Here is an 18,439-nt window from a genome sequence, read left to right on the forward strand (position 1 = left end):
GCATGAACCGAAGGCTGTTTCTGTTGAGTTCGGGGGCGAGCGCCATGGCGGGGCCGGCCTTGGCCGCGCCGTTGCCGGTGCCGCCCAGCGGTAGAATCGGGTTCAGGGTGTTGCGCAATGGCACGCCGATCGGCGAGCACCATCTCGTTTTTACCCAGAGCGGGGACACGCTTCGCGTCGATCTGCATGTCGCTCTCCTCGTGCGGCTCGCGGGAATTTCCTTTTTTCGCTACACGGCCCAGGCAACCGAGATCTGGTCGGACGGGGCGTTTCAAAGCGTCTATAGCCAGGTGAATGACAACGGCAATCACCTGCAGGTTCAGGCAGAGCGTATCGCCAATGGCTACGCCATCAAGGGCACGCATGTGCCGCGCTATATCGGGCACCCGAACACGCTGCCGCTGACCTATTGGAACAAAGCGATGCTGTACGGGACGATCCTCAATATCCAGACTGCGCACAGCTATCCGGCGATCGTGAGGTCACCAGGCTGGAACCGGTTGCCAACGGCCGATGGCGGCTCGGTGGTGGCGCAACGTTTCGACGTGACCGGCAAGCTGCATCTCAGCGTCTGGTACGACCAGTACGCGCAATGGTCGGGGCTTGCCTTCCATGTCGACGGTTACGAAACTTACGAGAGGCTGCCGGCATAAAAACCCGCGCGGGCGCCGCCTCGCGCGGGGATCGGTTTCGTGTACGCGCCGCGTGACACAACGTTATCGCTGCGGTTTCAATAAGGCTATCAACCGGAGATTGAGTTAGCTGTAATTCTGCTCCGGATGGCGCAGATGCCAAAGCCGTTCATGCGCGGCCACAAGGCTTTCGATGCTCTTGCGGCGGTTGGCGTCGGGCGGCACGGTGCGGCGCGTCAGCATGCCTTCCAGGATATGCAGCAATTGTTGCGCGATTTCATAATCGCCCTGGTCGCAGGCGTGATGGAAGGCCAGCAGAATCTTGTCGGATAGACGGCGACTATAGCGCGGCGCACCGACCAACGTACGGGGGGCATTATCAAGATCGTCATCAGAGCCGGTCGTGCTTACCATTTTATCGATCCAAATGAAGTTGAGGCAACCTGCTGGTAACTAATCTCGTGTCTTTTGTTTGCCGCGTCAGGTCAAGTGGGTAAAAGATCATCCGACGCATTATAGTCGAGTTAGGCGAGGTACCATGCAAAAGAGCAACGCCACAGCACTGTCATGAAACCTAGCAGACCAGTTGCGCATCTGAAAAGTCTTTGTGAAACTGCGCTATATTTCTCCGGGCGTGCGTAACTCCGTCGAGACGAAATCCGCAAATGCGTCTTCCCAACTTCCGGTTGTAGATGCGCGGCTATATTCGGTGGCGCGGTTTTCAAAGAAATTGGTGTGCTCCACCGCGTTCAGCATTTCGTCCAGCCAGGGGAGCGGGTTTTTGTCGACGTGAAAGAGCGCGTCGAGCCCAAGCTGCGTCAGCCGCCGGTCGGCAATGTAGCGGATATAATGTTTCACGCTCGCCGCCGTCAGCCCTTCGACCGGCCCCAGCTCGAAAGCGAGGTCGATAAACGCATCCTCATGCGCGACAATCGTTTGGCATACGGAATAAATCTCCATTCGCAATTGTTTCGTCCAGATCTCCGGGTTTTCCTGCAGGAACGTGCGGAACAGCTTGATGATCGACAGGCAGTGCAGCGATTCATCGCGCACCGACCAGGTGATGATCTGGCCCATGCCTTTCATCTTGTTGAAGCGCGGGAAGTTGAGCAGGATCGCGAAGGAGGCGAACAGCTGCAGCCCTTCGGTGAAGGCGCCGAACGCCGCCAGGGTCTTGGCGATCTCATGCTTACTGTCGACCCGAAAGCCGTGCATGTAATCGTATTTGTCCTTCATCTCCTTGTATTTGAGGAAGGCGGTATATTCGAGTTCCGGCATGCCGACGGTATCGAGCAGGTGCGAGTAGGCGGCGATGTGCACCGTCTCGATGTTTGAGAAAGCGGACAGCATCATCAGAACTTCTGTCGGCTTGAAGACCTGCGCGTAGTGCTTCATGTAGCAGTTGTTCACCTCGACGTCGGCCTGGGTGAAGAACCGGAAGATCTGCGTCAGCAGGTTACGCTCGGGCCCGGTGAGGGTTTTGTGCCAGTCCCTCACGTCGTCGGCGAGCGGAACTTCCTCTGGCAACCAATGCACGCGCTGTTGCGTCAGCCAGGCTTCATAGGCCCAAGGGTAGCGGAACGGCTTGTAGACCGGGTTCTCGGTCAACAGGTCCAGTTTGGTGGCGTCGGTCATGGGGGCTTGGCCTTTATCGAAGAGCAGAACAGTCGGGCGTCACTGGCAGGCGAGGCATTCCTCGTCATTGGCCTGGGGCGCCGCTTCTGGGACCGCGCGGGCGGGAGACGGCAGCTCGTCCGGGCGCACCGCTTTTTCCGAGACATTGTCGGCGCGCTGGATCGATAGGGAACGGCAATAATAAAGCGACTTCATGCCCTTCTTCCACGCCTGGTAATGGATCCGGTGCAGGTCGCGCTTGGCGACGTTGGCGGCCATGAAAAGATTCACCGACTGGCTCTGGCAGATGAAGGGCGTACGGTCCGCCGCATGCTCGATGATCCAGCGCTGATCCAGCTCGAAGGCGGTTTTGTACACGTCCTTCTCGTGCGAGGTGAGAAAGCCGAGATGCTGCACGCTGCCTTTGTTGAGCGTGATCGAAGACCAGGTTTCGTCATCGTCCCTGCCATAATTGGCCAGCAGTTTCTGCAATGAACGGTTCCGCACAGTGAAGCTGCCGGACAGGGTTTTTTGCAAGAATACATTGGCGGCGATCGGCTCGATGCCGGGCGAGGCATTGCCGGCGATGATCGAGATCGAGGCGGTGGGCGCGATGGCGATTTTGTGGCTGAAACGTTCCTGGATGCCGTATTCGGCGGCGTCGGGGCAGGCGCCGCGCTCACGGCCGAGCCTGACCGAGGCGGCGTCCGCGCCGGCGCGGATATGCTTGAACATTTTCATGTTCCACACCTTGGCCATGACGCTCTCGAAAGGCACGTTCTGCGCTTGCAGGAAGGAGTGGAACCCCATCACCCCGAGGCCAACGGAACGCTCGCGCATCGCCGCATATTTGGCCTTTTCCATCGTGTCGGGCGCGCGTGCGATGAAATCGCTCAGCACGTTATCGAGAAAGCGCATCAAATCTTCAATGAAGCGCTCGTCCTGGTGCCACGCGAACCAGCTTTCCAGGTTCAGCGAGGAGAGGCAGCACACCGCGGTGCGTTCACGGCCATGCTGGTCGAGGCCGGTCGGCAACGTGATCTCGGCGCAGAGATTGGAGGTCTTCACTTCCAGCCCGGCCAGCTTGTGCTGCTCGGGGCGGGCATTGTTCACGTGGTCGGAGAAAATCAGATAAGGCTCGCCGGTCTCGATACGGGCGGTGAGGATGCGGATCCACAGCGCGCGGGCGGAGATGCTGCGCACCGGGGCGCGGTCCCGGGGCGAGGTGAGCCCCCATTGCGCATCGCTTTCGACCGCGCGCATGAACGCGTCGGAGATCAGGATGCCGTGATGCAGGTTCAGCGCCTTGCGGTTGGGATCGCCGCCGGTGGGGCGGCGGATTTCGACGAATTCCTCGATCTCGGGATGCCAGACCGGCAGATACACCGCCGCCGAGCCGCGCCGCAGCGAACCTTGGGAGATCGCCAGCGTGAGGCTGTCCATCACCCGGATGAAGGGAACGACGCCGGAGGTTTTGCCATTCTGGCCAACCTTCTCGCCGATCGAGCGTAGATTGCCCCAATAGGAGCCGATGCCGCCGCCCTTGGCGGCGAGCCAGACATTTTCGTTCCAGAGGCCGACAATACCCTCCAGGCTGTCATCGGCCTCGTTGAGGAAGCAGGAAATCGGCAGGCCGCGCGAGGTGCCGCCATTGGAGAGGATCGGCGTGGCCGGCATGAACCATAGTTTCGACATATAATCGTACAGGCGCTGCGCATGCGCGGCATCGTCACCGTAACAAGAGGCGACGCGGGCAAACAGGTCTTGATAGCTCTCGTCGGGCATCAGATAGCGGTCGTCGAGTGTGGCGCGGCCGAAATCGGTGAGCAACGCGTCGCGGGAACGATCGATGTGAACTTGAGGTCGGTCGCGCATCTGGACGCCGTCATCGAGCAGCGCCGTTTCAGGTTGAACCATGATTTTCATTACCGTTCCCCCTGAGTAAAAATTTGCAGACCACAACATATGGTCATTGTCCAGGATAGCCATGACTAAATGTAATGCGCCAGAAAAGTTTTGGCCGGCCGAGTCGCTGGCGGCCCGGCGCGGGCCCAACAGAATGTTCCTATTATGTTCTAGAGGCGCACGATGCAAGCCTGTCGCCGGCGGCTCAGAGGCTGATGGCGTGGCCGTCCCGCAGGACGGCCTGGGCCGCCTCGGTAATGCCGGCCTCATCATGCAGCACCAGGCCGGCCAGCACGCGATCGGGGCTTTTCCCGCCGCGCCGGGCGGAGAGAATGATCATCTTGGCCGCCTGGCCGCCCCGCGGCCATAACGGGAACAGGGTCACGCCGGCGCAATTTGCGAGTCGGAGCGACGCGGCGGCCTGCGCGAAGGACGCGGCGGGCAGAATCAGCGTGAGGCTGCCACGCGGCCGGAGCATGGCGGCCAGAGCCGCCACCCAGTCGCCGAGCAAGGCGGGATCGCCATGATGGGCCAAGGCCCGGCGCGCGTCCGGGGGCGGCGTGCTGGCGTGATCGAACCAGGGCGGGTTGGCAAAAACATGATCGAATGTTTCGCGCGGAAACGGTGGGCGCGCGACATCGCCCTGGACACAGAAAAACGTCTCCAATCCATTGTCTTTGAAATTAACGTTGGCCAACTGAGCCAGCGCGGAATCACGCTCGAGGCCGCTTGCGACAAGGCCGGGAACGCGGGCAGCGAGGCAGAGCAGGCCGGCGCCGGCGCCGGTGCCGGCTTCCAGGACGCGCTCGCCCGGCTTCGCGGCGATGGCGGCGGCGAGCAAAACCGGCTCGAACCCGGTACGATGGCCGTCGCGGCGCTGCCGGTAAGTGATGCGGCCGCCGAGAAGCGTGCCCGCCGTGTACTCTCCCATGCCGTCCGCCTTGACCCTTTTTTCCGTCCGCCCGATATGATGCGCGAGGTTATTCCCCCTGGCAATTTAGGGCGTGATAAATTGGATGGTGCAACGCCTGTGACGACCGATGCTTTGACGCGGCTGACAACTCTGCTCGAGACGGAGCTGCTCGCCACCAACCATGCGATTGTCGCGCGGATGGACAGCCCGGTCGCGCTGATCCCGCAGCTGGCGGCGCATCTCGTGGCCTCCGGGGGCAAGCGGCTGCGGCCGCTCCTTACTTTGGCCACCGCGCGGCTGTGCGGTTATGAGGGGGAACGGCAGGTCAGCCTCGCCGCCTGTGTGGAGTTCATCCACACCGCGACGCTGCTGCATGACGATGTGGTGGACGAATCGGTGCTGCGCCGCGGCTCGGCCAGCGCCAATGCCGTGTTCGGCAACAAGGCGTCGGTGTTGGTCGGGGATTTCCTGTTCGCCCGGGCGTTCCAGCTGATGGTCGATGACGGGTCGCTGGAGGTGCTGCGCATTCTCTCCGCCGCCTCGGCCACCATCGCCGAAGGCGAGGTGCTGCAGCTGACGACGCAGAATGACCTTGAGACCACGGAACAAAAATATTTCGACGTCATCCGCGGCAAGACGGCGGCCTTGTTCGCCGCCGCCTGCGAAGTCGGCGGCGTGATCGCCGAGCGCGCCGCCGCCGAATGCGCGGCGCTGCGGAGCTATGGGATGGATCTCGGCATGGCGTTCCAGCTGGTGGACGACGCGCTGGACTACAGCGCCGATCAGGCGCTGCTCGGCAAGACGATCGGCGATGATTTTCGTGAAGGCAAGCTGACCTATCCGGTGCTGCTGTCGATTGCCGCGGCCGAGGGTGAAGAGGCGGAATTCTGGACGCGCACGATCGGCCGGGGCGAACAGACGGAAACCGACCTGGAGACGGCGCTAGGCTTCATGCGCAAGATCGATGCGACCGGGCGCAGCCTGGCACGGGCCGATGCGTTCGTGACCTCGGCCTGCGCGGCCTTGGAGATTTTTCCGGACTCACCGATGCGCCAGGCGCTGATGGACGTCGCGCGTTACACCACCGCGCGGCGGTTTTAGACAGGAAGAAAGCGCTTCTTTTTTGAACTTGGGCCCGTGCGGTTTCAACGCCACAGGCCCAGCGTAACCAAAAGTTTTTGCGCCGCTTTTTTTAAAAAGCGGCCGCTTTCTTACTTCTTATCGTTCGCCGCTTCCGGCGCCAGCACCGTTGTGATCGTCGAACGGACCACGCTGACCGTGACGTTCGGGGCGATTTCGACTTCGATTTCATTGGCGCCGTCGGCGGCCTTCTTCACCAGCCCCACGACGCCGCCGGCGGTCACGACCTTATCGCCGCGCTTGATGGCGGCCAGGCGCGCTTTCTGCTTCTTCTGCTGCGCCTGCTGGGGGCGGATGAGCAGGAAATAGAAGACGACGAAAATAAGGACCAGCGGCGCGAACTGGACGAGGGAGGCGAACGGGCTGGACGCGCCGGCGGCGGCCGTCGTTTGCGCAAAGGCTGGCGAGATGAACATTTGGGCTCCTGGTTGCCGTGTGATGCGGCGGACCATAGGTTGCGCGGCGACGCAGTCAACTAGGAGTTTTGAAGAATGGATGAAACGACGCTGAGCAGGATCGCTGCGGCCCTGGAGCGGTTGGCGCCGCCGGCCCCCAAGGCGCCCGATCTGCAAGCGGCCGACGCGTTTGTGTGGCACCCGGAACGCTTCGCGCTGACCTCGGTGCCGCGTGTGTCACGCGTGGCCTTGGAGCTGTTGCAAGGCATCGGCCGGCAAAAGGACATATTGCTCGAGAACACGCGGCGCTTCGCGGAAGGGCTGCCGGCCAACAACGCGATGCTCTGGGGCGCGCGCGGCATGGGCAAATCCTCTCTGGTGAAGGCCGCGCATGCCGAGGTGAACCGCATGAAGCCGGGCGCCCTGGCGCTGATCGAGATCCATCGCGAGGACATCCGCACCTTGCCCACGCTGCTGAACGTGCTGCGCGAGCAGCCAAGGCGTTGCGTGATCCTGTGCGATGACCTCTCGTTCGAGAAAGAGGATGCGGACTATAAGGCGCTGAAATCGGTGCTGGACGGGGGCATCGAGGGGCGGCCGGAGAACGTGCTGTTCTACGCCACCTCCAATCGCCGCCACCTGATGCCGCGCGACATGATGGACAATGAACGCTCGACCGCGATCAATCCCGGTGAGGCGGTCGAGGAAAAGGTCTCGCTCTCGGATCGGTTCGGTCTGTGGCTTGGCTTCCATAATGGTGACCAGGACACGTTCTTCGCCATGATCGACGGTTACGCGGCGGCCTATAAACTGCCGATCTCCGCCGAGGAGTTGCACGCGGCAGCGGTGGAATGGTCGGTGACCCGGGGCGGGCGCTCGGGCCGGGTGGCCTGGCAGTTCATCCAGGACATCGCCGGCCGGCTGGGCGTGCGCTTGGGGGCCTGACAGGCAGGGGAAGGGAAGGAAGGCCTACTTTTTGTGAACAAAAAGTAGCAAAAAAACTTTGTTAGTTTGGGCCATGGGCGTTGCGGCCGACAACGCCCATGGCCCAGCATAACAAAAGTTTTTGGGCCGCTTTTTTCAAAAAGCGGCCGCTTCCCTCACTTAATCACTTGAATGGCTTCAAACCCCTCGAATTCCGGCGGTCCCATGTAAGAGGGCGCGTTGCCGGTCCGGGGGCCGGCCTGGCCGTGCGCGGCCCGGAAGGCGGCCGATTTGGTCCAGGCCTCGAACGCGGCTTGATCGTCCCAGACCGAGTGGCTGGCATACAGAGCGTGATCCGCGCGCTGCGGCCCCTTGAGCAGATGGAACTCCACAAACCCTGGAACGCCCCGCAGATGGCTCTCCCGGCTCTTCCACATTTGCTCGAAATCGGCCTCCGAGCCGGGCGCGACCTTGAAGCGGTTCATGGCGATGTACATGCGCGTGTTCCTTTGTCGTCTAGGGCCGTCGGATAGATGGGCGTCCGCCCGCCAGGAACAAGCAAGCCCGCCGCGACGGGAATGCCGGGCATGCGTCAGAATCGCTAGCTTTTCCTATTAACGGGCCTATCGTCCATTTGCCGACGATCGACCGTCGACATCCCAAAAGACTTGCCCCGGAGTGATCCGGGGTTTTTTGTTGACCGGCGATTGGTGTGGGGCGTCGTGTCGGCCATTCATGCTGCCGGCGAGAATGGCCTGCTTGCCTGCGGAGGGCGGGGCGAGTTCGCCGGGCGCCCACAAGACGGATCGAACCGTCGTCCCGCCGCCCATCCTTTTGGCAAAGCCACCCCTGGACAAGACTCCGTGACGCAGTGTTAGAATAACGGCCTTGCCGTATGACGGCGAACGATAATAAGGAGGAACAATTGCTCTTCGTGGCGATTTTATCCGCCTATCTGCTTCTTGTGCTCTTTGCCAGGGCGCTATGCGTGAACGCTGCGCCGAGGCGTACTGAGCCTTCCGCACGTTCCCACGCGCCTCAAGCCGCAAAGCAGGCGCCGGCCTACGCGAAAGAGGCGGAAACCCAGAGCTTCGGGGCCGGGGCTACGTTGGGGTGAGTTCATTCATCCAACGGGAGGGCGAGTTTCGCGTTCGCTCACCCCTGCCACTCATCGTCGCCCAGCGGCACCCTTCTACTGGATACGGCAGGATGGAGGGCAGGGCCACTCATACAGGGGGCGCTTGTCTAACGTCGATTTGATGCCGCTTCAGATGGCGCCGCTCGGCACGGTGCAGACACCAGCACGCGCCCGATCGTCACGGCTGCCGCACGGGCTCCTCGCGCTCTAAATTATGTTCCGCTACACTCGTCGAGTTGTGCGCGATTTGTTCTTGTCGTGTCGATTCTGTAACAGATTCGCCGCCCTTGCGGCTCGTGGTGGGGTCATTGCCCTTCGTGCCACCACCAGCGCCTTATGGCGATCGTGCCGTTGTCATCCGCTAGGGGCCAGACATGTCGGACGACTGAGTACGTCAAGTCAAGCGGCACCACGGCATTTGCCAGTACGGCGCCCCCATCGTGCGATCAGTTGCTGGGTGGCGCTTAGGGGGCACTGCGCCATGCGGATATGGCGAACACCTCAATTCGGCAGCGGCTCAACAATTTTCTTTATGACGATTTGGCGTTTTACGAACGGTTGCGAAATCGATAGTATCTCTTCAGGACATATCTGTCGTGCCTGCGGGAACGAACGAAAGGAGTTTACTCCCTAATGAAGCTATACAGCCATCCCATGGGGCTGCGTATCCACTTTACCTTAGGCTTGTTAGGAATTGTTTTTGTTTTTTTGGTGATCAATGCGCGATGGATATGGCTATTTCGTCACGGACAACCGCTCGACATCGATGAAGCGGGCTATCTTGGTGTCTCGATTGCCGATTATTATGGATTTGTGCATGATGGGATTCGAGGACTTCTCGAAGCTGTCTTGGGACCCAGTGTTCAAGCGCCCCTGACAACGGCGCTTGCTGGGCTGTTGTATTGCATCACCGGACCGCATGTGATTGTGGGGTTTGCGGTTCCTCTGCTCTCTGGTGCGGCACTTATCGCAGCAACCTACTTACTGGGATGTTCGCTCGGATCACGTCAGGTCGGACTGGTCAGCGCCGCTTTGGTCGCGTCATGTCCGCTTGTCATTACCTATTCCCGCAGCTTCATGTTCGCGCTTCCGACGACAGCCGTGGTTACAATGGCTCTGGTGGCGATTCTGCGATCCGATCGTTTTCGCCATTTCGGTTGGGCGTCAGTATTTGGCGTATGTTTCGGCCTGATGCCATTAGCAAGGACGATGACCGTCGCCTTCGTTCCAGGAATCGTATTGGGCGCATTCATCTACACGATTGCCGAACCTGCGGATCGGCGACGACGCTTGCTGGTCCTGGCATTGTCATTGTTGTTAGCGCTGGCCACCGCGGCGTCATGGTTTTGGCCCAACGGGCGCTACGTATTCGGATACTTGCTGAGTTTCGGGTATGGAAACCATGCTGCGGAATATGGCCAAAGCCAATCTCTATTCAATGTTGCCAATTGGCTCCTCATGGCGAGGATTGTCGTCTTCTATGTGCATCTGCCCCATTTCTTGGTTATGCTTGCGGGGTTTCTGTCGATACTCTTGCTCGCTGGACGGAGTGTCGCACTGAATGGAGTAAGCGCCTTTCTTCGTATCGCCGCGTGTGCAGCGCCGTTTCCGATTATTATTTATGTTATTGAGGCTCTGGCGGCTTTGGCTTCCTCTCAAAATAAGGGAGACGCCTTCTTGGCGCCGATAGTGCCCGCCGCAATCGTGCTTTCAGTCTGGTCGTGCAGCAAAGTGAACCGCAACAGGGTCCCCCGCGCGGCTATCGCGACTGTCGCGACGCTCGTCGTGGTTCTCGGCGTTATGCCATCTCTCGACCTGAATTTAAAAATCGCGCGTCCCTGGAGCATTGATGTTCCCGTATTTGGTTCTTATATCGTTACGGATGGCAGGGGCGAAATTGAAGTCTATGAGGCGAATGGCGGCTTCATCAGCAACGATCCAGCCCAACCGATCAATTCCGCGACGGGCAAAGCATGGGTTGATTTCAGTGCAGTCACTGGTGCTGGAATACACGAGATGGCGGGAGAGACTCCCACGGCATTCGGATTTCGTCACTACCTCTACAATGTGAATACGGTGGGTCTGCAGGAACTGATTAGTGGCGGCGCAGAGAACAGCCTCCTACAGGTGGATCCGATTGTGACCGGAGATACGGTGACGGGCGATCTGATGTGGTTGACGCGCGGCGATGCCGCGTTAGCATGTCTTTTGCTCACATCCGATGACGAGGCTAGGCAGTTTCGCCCGCTGGTGAATAATGGCCGAATGGTGGACGCGGCGATGCAAGCGGGTTTTCGATCCGTAGCTCGATGGGTCATGCCGAATGGGCATTACGTCACGGTATGGAAGCGCCAAACCAATGACCAGAGGTGTCCGACCACTGCCTATCGGATGGCAGGATACCGGCGGGTTTCTGGTGGCTATGGTGTTGTTGCAGGCGACGAGCGTTAAGAGGGCCCCACACCGCGCGGTAGAGAGGATAATGGTGTTGCCCCAAGGTTAGGGGGGCGCAATAATGTTTCCAACCAAATGGAGGGGTTTATGATCCGCCCGAAGACCCCAGGGCGTTCTATCCGGCATCCGAACCGAAGCAGATCGGGCTTTGCCCGCAAACGCGGCCCTGGGCGGATTGTATGTCCTGTCTGAAGCGGACATATCAGCTACGGTATCAGGTTGGGGGGCGGCTAGTCATCGCCGCGCAGCCATTCCGGCAAGGAATAGCGGGGCACATCTGTTCATTTAATTTTGCGTTCCGGCGGGCAATATCTGGCGGAAGAGGTGTCCGCCTTCACAGGTTCCAACAGATTCCATTTTTATACAATAAACTATTGAATTAGAAGTGTAAAATAGAGAAGTTATTCCAACCTCTTCCAACCAAATCCGGCATGTTCTACGTTTGTCTTGTGGGTAGAATTGGGGGTAGCCAAGTTGGGCGGACGGTTGGTTTCGCGCCTCACGGCGCGGTCGGCGGCAGCAATCAAGGTTCCAGGTTACCACCCGGACGGCGCCGGACTCTACCTCCAGGTGACCGGCGGAGGCGCCAGATCATGGATCTTCAGATATACGCTCCGAGGCCGCACTCGGGAAATGGGCATCGGCTCCATGGCTATTTTGCCCCTCGCAGATGCTCGCGCGAGCGTCCAGGAGTACCGCAAGCTTCTCTCTGAAGGTGTTGATCCGATAGAAGCCCGGAAGGCGAAGCAGGCCGTGGCGGCGGCGGCCGTGGCAGCAACGTCCTTCGCGGACTGCGCGACGGCCTATATTGAAGCGCACAAGCCGTCCTGGAGGAACGCGAAGCACAGCGAGCAATGGACCAGCACCATCCGGACCTACGCGAACCCGGTGATCGGTAAGATGTCCGTTAGGGACGTCGACACAGACGCCGTGATGGGCGTGCTCACGCCGATCTGGAAGACGAAGACCGAGACAGCCAACCGGCTGCGCGGGCGGCTTGAGGCCATTCTCGACTGGGCGAAGGTTCGCGGCTTCCGCAGCGGCGAGAACCCAGCGCGGTGGCGTGGTCACCTCGACAAGCTGCTGCCCGCCCGGGGGCAGATCCAGCAAGTGCGCCACCATCCGGCCCTGCCTTACGCCGAGGTCGCCTCTTTCATCCAGGAACTTCGCCGACAACCCGGCACCGGAGCCTGTGGCCTGGAATTCCAGATCCTCACAGCAGCGCGGACCGGCGAGGTAATTGGCGCACGGTGGGACGAAATCGACGAGGAGAAGCGTATTTGGACGGTGCCCGCCGAGCGGATGAAGGCAAAACGCGAGCACCGCGTTGCCTTATCAGAGCCCGCTCTCGCCCTGTTGGCGGCGATGCGCAAGAAGACCGAATCAGAATATGTCTTCCCAGCGAGCCAACCAAAGCGGCATCTCTCGAACATGGCATTCTTGCAATTGCTGAAACGCATGAACCGGTCGTCGATCACGGCGCACGGCTTTCGGTCAAGCTTTAAGGATTGGGCCTCAGAGCAGACCAATTTCCCTACCGAAGTCGTTGAGATGGCAATGGCGCATACGATTTCGGACAAGGTGGTGAAGGCATACCAGCGCGGCGATCTGCTGCAAAAACGCTTCCTTCTTGCCGACGCGTGGGGGCGGTACTGTGTACCGGCTGCCGCTGTACCCAAAACGCCTGATCGATGAACCTCAAAACAGAGGAGGCGCTCACACAAGAGATCGCCAAGCTCGAGGCGCAGCTCAGCGTTCTCAAGCTGAGCCTGCGCGGAATAAAGGCCGGCCGGGCGAGCGCCACTGCCAGATCACAATCCGTCCGGAATATGAAGATCCACGAGAAATATCTTGAGGCCGCCGGGACAGACGGGACCGTGGCGCGGCTCGCTAAGGAATTTACGCTGAGCGAGAAGCAAATCCACCGGATCCTCAAGGCTCAAAACGCGAAGGGGAAACCGGTACCTCCATCCGAAGTAACGCCGGATAGGATTCCCAAGCGATCTCGCACGCCGGGTCCACAAAGCCAACAATCCGAACTGGTCACGCCCTCGCCGGCGCCGAAGCCAAAACAACGGTCAACACGCCGGAACGCAGAGCCCGCAATGCCCGCGGGTCAGCACGAGTTCGACCTCTAGCCAAAGCGATCCGCCTACGGTTCTGGTTTTCCTTGATCGGCGCACGCGGCGATCGAGTGTCACCAAATTGGACCTGAGCGAACGGAGACTTCGCAAGGCACGGTTCGCATTGAATCCGTTCGGCGTCAGTGGCTTACCTAAGCATACACGAGACGCCGCTCACAAAAAAATAGGCTCACCAAACAATCCCGGCGGCGCGTGGCAATGACGCCGAAATACGGACATTAACAAAATCCCCCCCCTATGTCCCAGGTCGTGACGGCACGTTCCAGTCAGTTGCACCAACTGGAATTGCTCGTGTCTCACGTGACCAAAATCATTCTGCGCCGTCCCGAGGTTACCGCCCGTTACGGCCTGCCGACCTCGACCCTGTATGATTGGATGGCGAAGGGGTTGTTCCCCAAGCCGATCCAATTGGGCCCACGCTCGGTTGGCTGGTGCGTCGAGGACCTCGAGCGCTGGGAGATCGAGCGCATGCAAGCCTCGGCCGTGGCCGCCGCTGCGATCAACGCAAAGAAGGAGATTACCACCTTCTAGCGTTTTGACGGACGGTCTGCTGGACGGCTGAATACGGTGGCGGCAGATCGAATAACAGCGCGGATACCACTGGGTGCACCAAATCCGCGGGGCGAGGAAGTCAGCATCAGCTGCTCTGCGATCGCCCGTGCCTGGGGATACACCTCCTATGGGAGGCCCCGGCCAAAAAACGCAGACATCGATTGGCGGTGAGTGTCACCCCATCGTGACCGCTGCGAAGGGCCGGCTCCGGTGAGCAACCCCAACACCCGGTCAGGCTTCTCCCCCCATAGGACGCGCAAGTGTCCATGGGTTAGGGGGAAGTCTGACCACAACTCAGAGCCTCACCAGTAAGCAGCCCCTTTGATCAGTTCATATCTAAATATTGTTATTATTAGACTCTATACTGAAGCCTTTTATGCGTTGGCCACCGCCGGCCGCTTTGGATGAACAAAGCAGGGGTAAAGAAGCCCCTCACCAGCATCGCCGTGCGCCACAACGTCACATGTGCATCTGCAGGCAAAAGGAGCGTTTTCTTTTATCTCACCGAGTTCTCTCGTTCGGCTCACCCCACACCGGCAGATAGGAACAAGGACCGAATTGTCGGAGACTTTGCGGTTAACGGCACGCCGCTGGCCGGCCAATGGCGCGTCGGACAACCGTAGGCAAAGAAAAGCTTCTTTTTTGCGAACCAAGAGCAAAAAAGCTTGAAGGGTAAGCTTAGCTGATGATTTACGTTCACAAGAGCCGTCTATCTGTGTCCCGGCAGCAGCGCCTTCTGGAGCATTTTGTGGCTGGGACGACGGCGCGAGCGGCGGCTGAGCTTGTCGGCGTGCAGCCGAACACGGCGATCCGTTTTTACCAACGCCCGCGTCAACTAATCGCCAGCAAGCTACTGGCAAAGTGGAGGCCGACGAGAGCTATTTTGGCGGCTACCGGAAAGACAAGCACGGGCGTGGGGCGTCCGGAAAAGTCCCTGTATTTGGCTTATTAAAGCGAGGGGGAAAGGTCCCGCGATCATTCCGAATGCCAGGGCACGGCTTCCTCCGCATGGTCGTGGCCGACTCTCGTCAGTTTCCCTGGATCGCCGTAGAATTCGCCACCGTCATGGATCCCCAGACCGAGCGGCTTGTGCGGTATCTCGCCCATCTGACGTCGCTGGGCATTCTCGATTGCCACGATCCTGCGCTGGCGGCACACCAGTTCATGGGGATGCTCAACGAGCTCTCTCTTTGGCCTTGGATGATGGGGCGGGAAAGCCTACCGGTCTCGCTCGACGATGTGGTTGAAGAGACGGTCCGGATGTTCTTGCAGCGTTACCGGCGCCCGCAGTCGAACGCGGTGCCGTAAATTCTCCGCGCCGGGACAGCTTCCTTCCGGCTCCATGTCGCGGCAGGGTTGACAGTAATCCCGAGGCGCCGCTCGTTCACGGCGGTCTGGAGGCCCGGCACCTTTCGGTCTTCGCCCATACCAATCCACACAACGGTGATGCCTGGTACAGCGGTTCCCTTGGGGCGCGGATCGAGCCGACATCGCGGACAAGATGGCGCTGGTTGGCGAGGCCTGCGGCTGCGGCGCGCGTTCTGGCGGCCTTGCTCCCGGTACTTCAAGGCGGCCGTCATGCTGGGCGAGTTGGCGCCCGCGCGGCAGCAAGGCGCGATGCTCACGACCCGCGATCGCGCTAAGTCTACCCAGGCCATGGTGGCGCTGGACGCGGTCAATGCCCGGTTTGGCGCGGAATGTTGCGGGCCAGCATCAACCGGGATGGTCCGTGCTTGGGCGGGCAGGCACGCCACTCCTGATTAGATGCTGGTGGCGGAGGCGTTTTAGCAAGGCGCGATCGCGGATGGCATAATGTGTGTCGAAATAGGATTCGACCGCGCTTGGTAGGTCCTCGGGTTATGCGCGGTAATGGTCCGCGCATTGCGCCAGTAGCGATCGAGCTCCTCTGAAATTGCGGTCTCAGCTCGAAACTGTGCGGATAGATGGGCCGCTTCGATGTGTTTGACGTTGCGCCGCCTGTTGTCGCTCCAATCCAACGCATCGGGCGGGCACCGCCATGCATTGTAGCCGCAGTCGCCCGTCCATAAGCCATTGATAAGGCTTTAACTAACAAATTGTTTTTGCTACATAACGAGGGCTTAGCTCGACGCTGCATTCTGGAACTAAGGAGAAAATCAATTTTGACCATACGTAGACGATCTTTGCTCGGCGCTGCGGGTGCCGGCTTAGCGCTCGCCGGCTTGCCCTTGGCGCGGGCCCGGGCGGAAGGCGATATTACCGCTCAGCTGGCCAGTTATATGGCCGGTGCTGGCGCCGCCAAACTGCCGGACGAGGTTGTGATGGCCTGCAAGCTCCATGTTCTGGACACGTTCGGGGCGATGGTGTCGGGGTCTCGTCTGCAGCCCGGCAAGGAGGCCATCGCTTATGTGAAAAGCCTGGGTGGCAGCCCGGAGGCAAGCGTGGTCGGTACTCGGCTGCAAACCAATGTGGTCGAGGCGGCTTTGGCCAACGCCATGTGCGCGCATTCCGACGAGACAGATGATTTCGAGGCCAGCAGCAAGGCGCACCCGGGCAGCTCCACCGTGCCGGCGGCTTTGGCCATGGCTGAATGGCAGGGGCGCGACGGCGTCAATTTCATCCGCGCGGTGACGCTGGGTTATGATCTCGGCTGCCGGCTGATCCTGGCGCTGGGGCAGGCCTCAGTGCGCGGGCACCACCGCAGTGCGGAGGGCACGTCTTCGACCTTCTGCGCCTTGGGAGGAGCTGCCGTTCCGGCCGGGCTGGATGAGATGCAGATGCGCTATGCGATCTCCTATGCGTCTCAGCAGGTTTCCGGCCTGTGGAGCTGGGTGGAGGACAGCCAGCATATAGAAAAATCCTTTGATTTCGCCGGCATGGGCGCACGTAACGGCGTGACGGCGGTGAGCATGGTGAAGGCGGGCATGACCGGCGTGAGCGATGTGCTGGACACCGAGCATAATCTCTTCGCAGCGATCTCCCTGGCGCCGCAACCAGAACTGATGGTGGCTGGATTGGGCAAGGATTTCTACATCACCAAGACTTCGATCAAGGCCTATTCTGTCGGCTATCCGATCCAGTCGGTGATCGACGCGACGCTCAAGCTGCGGAAGCAGTATCGTTTGAGACCAGACGATGTGAAGGCGATCGAGGTGCAGTTGCCCACGGATGCTATCGGCATTGTCGGGGCCAGCGCCATGCCGGATGTCAATTGCCCCTATATCGTCGCGGTGGCGTTGCTCAAGGGCCGTGTCTCCTTCAAGGATGCGGACGATTTCGCGGGGATGCGCTACCCGGAAATCTTGGCACAGAGCGCCAAAGTGAAAGTGGTGGCCGATCAGGCGTTGATGGACCCGGCAGCTCCTCGTGGAGCGATCGTTACCATCACCACGAATGATGGTCAGCAGCTCCAACATTTCACAAAATATCCGCCCGGCACGGTGGAAAATCCGATGAGCCCGGATGATGTTGCAGATAAGGCAAGGGATCTGATGGGGCCCGTGTTGGGCACTCAGAAGACCGAGGGGCTGATCAAAGCCATCATGCACTTGGAGACACTGAAGGATGTCCGGCAGCTGCGTGGATTGATCGCCGCATAAGCCGTAGGGGCCTGGCGATTTGCTTTAGCCAGGCCCCACTAAAATTTATACAATTTTTAGAGCGTTTTTTTACAATGAAAGGCGGCTTGTCTGTCTGGCGTGGCATGATACATCTCGTCGGTCGCCGTAATGATGTCGGAGACCGCATTGACCAGCAAGCCGATCAAACGCTCGCCATGTTCGATCACGACGACCACTGACGTGCCGTGCAGCGGCATGCTTGGCAGGCCCAACCGTTCCGCCAGATCAATGATGGCCAGTACGCTGCCGCGTCGATACCCTTGATGTAAGACGCCGCGTGCGGGAGAGGGGTGGAAGAACTCCACCCCCTGATTTCCCGAATGGCGCGGATGCTTAGGGCAAGCGCCTGATCGCCCACGCGCATGCACAGTAACTGATCGTGGCCATGATCAGAACTCGCTCCAGTCATCCGCGCCGATGGGCACCGGCTGCTTCGCCTCAGTCTTGTGCGACAGCATGGCGACCTTGCGCGCGGAAGTGGTCACCACACGCTTCTCCGGCAGCGCCTTGGGCGTGGCGCGCTTGAGCATTGGTGCCGCTTCGGTCTCGGCGATGTTGAACTGGTTGACGAGACGCGCGAGTTCCTGGGCTTCGCCCGAAAGCCCATGGCTCGCCGCGGTGGATTGTTCGACCATCGCCGCGTTCTGCTGCGTCACCTGGTCCATCTGGTTCACCGCCGCGTTCACTTCGCCGAGGCCGGTGGATTGTTCCTTGGCCGAGGCCGCCAACTCTACCACCAGACCGTTCAGCTGGCTCACCTGCGCGACGATGCGCCCGAGCGCCTGGCCGGTCTCGCTCACCAGCTTCACGCCGGTATCGACCTGCTGCGTCGAGGCCGAGATCAGAGCCTTGATCTCCTTTGCCGCATCGGCCGAACGCTGCGCCAGTGCCCGCACTTCCGTCGCCACCACCGCAAAGCCGCGCCCGGCATCGCCGGCGCGCGCCGCTTCCACCCCGGCATTGAGCGCCAGCAGATTGGTCTGGAAGGCGATCTCGTCGATCACGCCGATGATGTTGGCGATCTGCTTG

18 protein-coding genes and 2 pseudogenes are annotated in these 18,439 nt (G+C 60.3%); 11 read left to right on the plus strand and 9 right to left on the minus strand.

The window, feature by feature from the left end; all coding sequences use genetic code 11:
• Window positions 1-2 precede the first annotated feature (2 nt).
• Entirely contained in the window at window positions 3-653 is a 651-nt protein-coding gene (locus VNC39_RS10930) for a DUF6134 family protein (RefSeq protein ID WP_325399090.1), read from the plus strand.
• A gap of 105 nt (window positions 654-758) precedes the next feature.
• On the opposite strand, the gene VNC39_RS10935 is transcribed toward VNC39_RS10930, so the two are convergent.
• The 4 genes from VNC39_RS10935 to VNC39_RS10950 all read right to left on the minus strand — a co-directional run bounded on the left by VNC39_RS10935 (window position 759) and on the right by VNC39_RS10950 (window position 5,082).
• Window positions 759-1,046, minus strand: a complete 288-nt coding sequence (locus VNC39_RS10935) for a hypothetical protein (RefSeq protein ID WP_325399092.1) — start codon at window positions 1,044-1,046, stop codon at window positions 759-761.
• Between the two features lie 204 nt (window positions 1,047-1,250).
• Window positions 1,251-2,267 (minus strand): ribonucleotide-diphosphate reductase subunit beta, encoded by a 1,017-nt coding sequence (locus tag VNC39_RS10940; protein WP_325399094.1) that lies wholly within the window; start codon window positions 2,265-2,267, stop codon window positions 1,251-1,253.
• Window positions 2,268-2,306: 39 nt separating this feature from the next.
• The gene (locus tag VNC39_RS10945; RefSeq protein WP_408840582.1) at window positions 2,307-4,163 is read right to left on the minus strand and encodes a ribonucleoside-diphosphate reductase subunit alpha; all 1,857 of its coding nucleotides are present in this window, start codon (window positions 4,161-4,163) and stop codon (window positions 2,307-2,309) included.
• Window positions 4,164-4,356: 193 nt separating this feature from the next.
• The gene (locus tag VNC39_RS10950; protein ID WP_325399098.1) at window positions 4,357-5,082 is read right to left on the minus strand and encodes a tRNA1(Val) (adenine(37)-N6)-methyltransferase; all 726 of its coding nucleotides are present in this window, start codon (window positions 5,080-5,082) and stop codon (window positions 4,357-4,359) included.
• 39 nt (window positions 5,083-5,121) lie between these two features.
• Between VNC39_RS10950 and VNC39_RS10955 the strand changes: the two genes are divergently transcribed.
• A complete protein-coding gene (locus tag VNC39_RS10955) occupies window positions 5,122-6,165 on the plus strand; it encodes a polyprenyl synthetase family protein (RefSeq protein ID WP_408840585.1) in 1,044 nt (347 codons plus the stop codon).
• A 110-nt stretch (window positions 6,166-6,275) separates the two neighbouring features.
• Here VNC39_RS10955 and yajC read toward each other — a convergent pair whose 3' ends face one another.
• Window positions 6,276-6,620 carry a preprotein translocase subunit YajC gene (gene yajC / locus VNC39_RS10960; RefSeq protein WP_325399102.1) on the minus strand — a complete coding sequence of 115 codons (345 nt, stop codon included), beginning with the start codon at window positions 6,618-6,620 and terminating at the stop codon, window positions 6,276-6,278.
• Between the two features lie 75 nt (window positions 6,621-6,695).
• Between yajC and VNC39_RS10965 the strand changes: the two genes are divergently transcribed.
• Window positions 6,696-7,544, plus strand: a complete 849-nt coding sequence (locus tag VNC39_RS10965; protein ID WP_325399104.1) for an ATP-binding protein — start codon at window positions 6,696-6,698, stop codon at window positions 7,542-7,544.
• Window positions 7,545-7,699: 155 nt separating this feature from the next.
• Here the strand turns inward: VNC39_RS10965 and VNC39_RS10970 are convergent, their stop codons facing one another.
• Window positions 7,700-8,020 carry an antibiotic biosynthesis monooxygenase family protein gene (locus VNC39_RS10970; protein WP_325399106.1) on the minus strand — a complete coding sequence of 107 codons (321 nt, stop codon included), beginning with the start codon at window positions 8,018-8,020 and terminating at the stop codon, window positions 7,700-7,702.
• A 1,274-nt stretch (window positions 8,021-9,294) separates the two neighbouring features.
• Here VNC39_RS10970 and VNC39_RS10975 point away from each other — a divergent pair.
• The 8 genes and pseudogenes from VNC39_RS10975 (at window position 9,295) to VNC39_RS11010 (ending at window position 17,389) form a co-directional block, all read left to right on the plus strand.
• Complete coding sequence (locus VNC39_RS10975) at window positions 9,295-11,112, plus strand: ArnT family glycosyltransferase (protein ID WP_325399108.1); 1,818 nt, start codon at window positions 9,295-9,297, stop codon at window positions 11,110-11,112.
• A 489-nt stretch (window positions 11,113-11,601) separates the two neighbouring features.
• Window positions 11,602-12,810, plus strand: a complete 1,209-nt coding sequence (locus VNC39_RS10980) for a tyrosine-type recombinase/integrase (protein WP_325399110.1) — start codon at window positions 11,602-11,604, stop codon at window positions 12,808-12,810.
• The gene (locus VNC39_RS10985) at window positions 12,807-13,253 is read left to right on the plus strand and encodes a hypothetical protein (protein WP_325399112.1); all 447 of its coding nucleotides are present in this window, start codon (window positions 12,807-12,809) and stop codon (window positions 13,251-13,253) included. Before VNC39_RS10980 ends, VNC39_RS10985 begins: the two co-directional genes overlap by 4 nt.
• 243 nt (window positions 13,254-13,496) lie before the next feature.
• The gene (locus VNC39_RS10990; protein ID WP_325399114.1) at window positions 13,497-13,790 is read left to right on the plus strand and encodes a helix-turn-helix transcriptional regulator; all 294 of its coding nucleotides are present in this window, start codon (window positions 13,497-13,499) and stop codon (window positions 13,788-13,790) included.
• 706 nt (window positions 13,791-14,496) lie between these two features.
• Window positions 14,497-14,780, plus strand: a pseudogene (locus VNC39_RS10995) (transposase); the annotation flags it as partial.
• A gap of 39 nt (window positions 14,781-14,819) precedes the next feature.
• A complete protein-coding gene (locus VNC39_RS11000; protein ID WP_325399122.1) occupies window positions 14,820-15,119 on the plus strand; it encodes a TetR/AcrR family transcriptional regulator C-terminal domain-containing protein in 300 nt (99 codons plus the stop codon).
• 348 nt (window positions 15,120-15,467) lie between these two features.
• A complete protein-coding gene (locus VNC39_RS11005; protein ID WP_325399124.1) occupies window positions 15,468-15,575 on the plus strand; it encodes a DUF4113 domain-containing protein in 108 nt (35 codons plus the stop codon).
• 377 nt (window positions 15,576-15,952) lie between these two features.
• A complete protein-coding gene (locus VNC39_RS11010) occupies window positions 15,953-17,389 on the plus strand; it encodes an MmgE/PrpD family protein (protein ID WP_325399116.1) in 1,437 nt (478 codons plus the stop codon).
• A 56-nt stretch (window positions 17,390-17,445) separates the two neighbouring features.
• Here the strand turns inward: VNC39_RS11010 and VNC39_RS11015 are convergent, their stop codons facing one another.
• The 3 genes and pseudogenes from VNC39_RS11015 to VNC39_RS11020 form a co-directional block, all read right to left on the minus strand.
• Window positions 17,446-17,715 carry a chemotaxis protein CheW gene (locus VNC39_RS11015; protein WP_325399118.1) on the minus strand — a complete coding sequence of 90 codons (270 nt, stop codon included), beginning with the start codon at window positions 17,713-17,715 and terminating at the stop codon, window positions 17,446-17,448.
• A gap of 5 nt (window positions 17,716-17,720) precedes the next feature.
• Window positions 17,721-17,819: pseudogene (locus VNC39_RS17460) on the minus strand (hypothetical protein); the annotation flags it as partial.
• Window positions 17,800-18,439: methyl-accepting chemotaxis protein (locus VNC39_RS11020; RefSeq protein WP_325399120.1), on the minus strand; the 640-nt coding region annotated here is incomplete at its 5' end. The gene VNC39_RS11020 and the pseudogene VNC39_RS17460, both read right to left, overlap by 20 nt.

The organism is Acidocella sp. (genome assembly GCF_035535915.1).
Taxonomy (GTDB): domain Bacteria; phylum Pseudomonadota; class Alphaproteobacteria; order Acetobacterales; family Acetobacteraceae; genus Acidocella.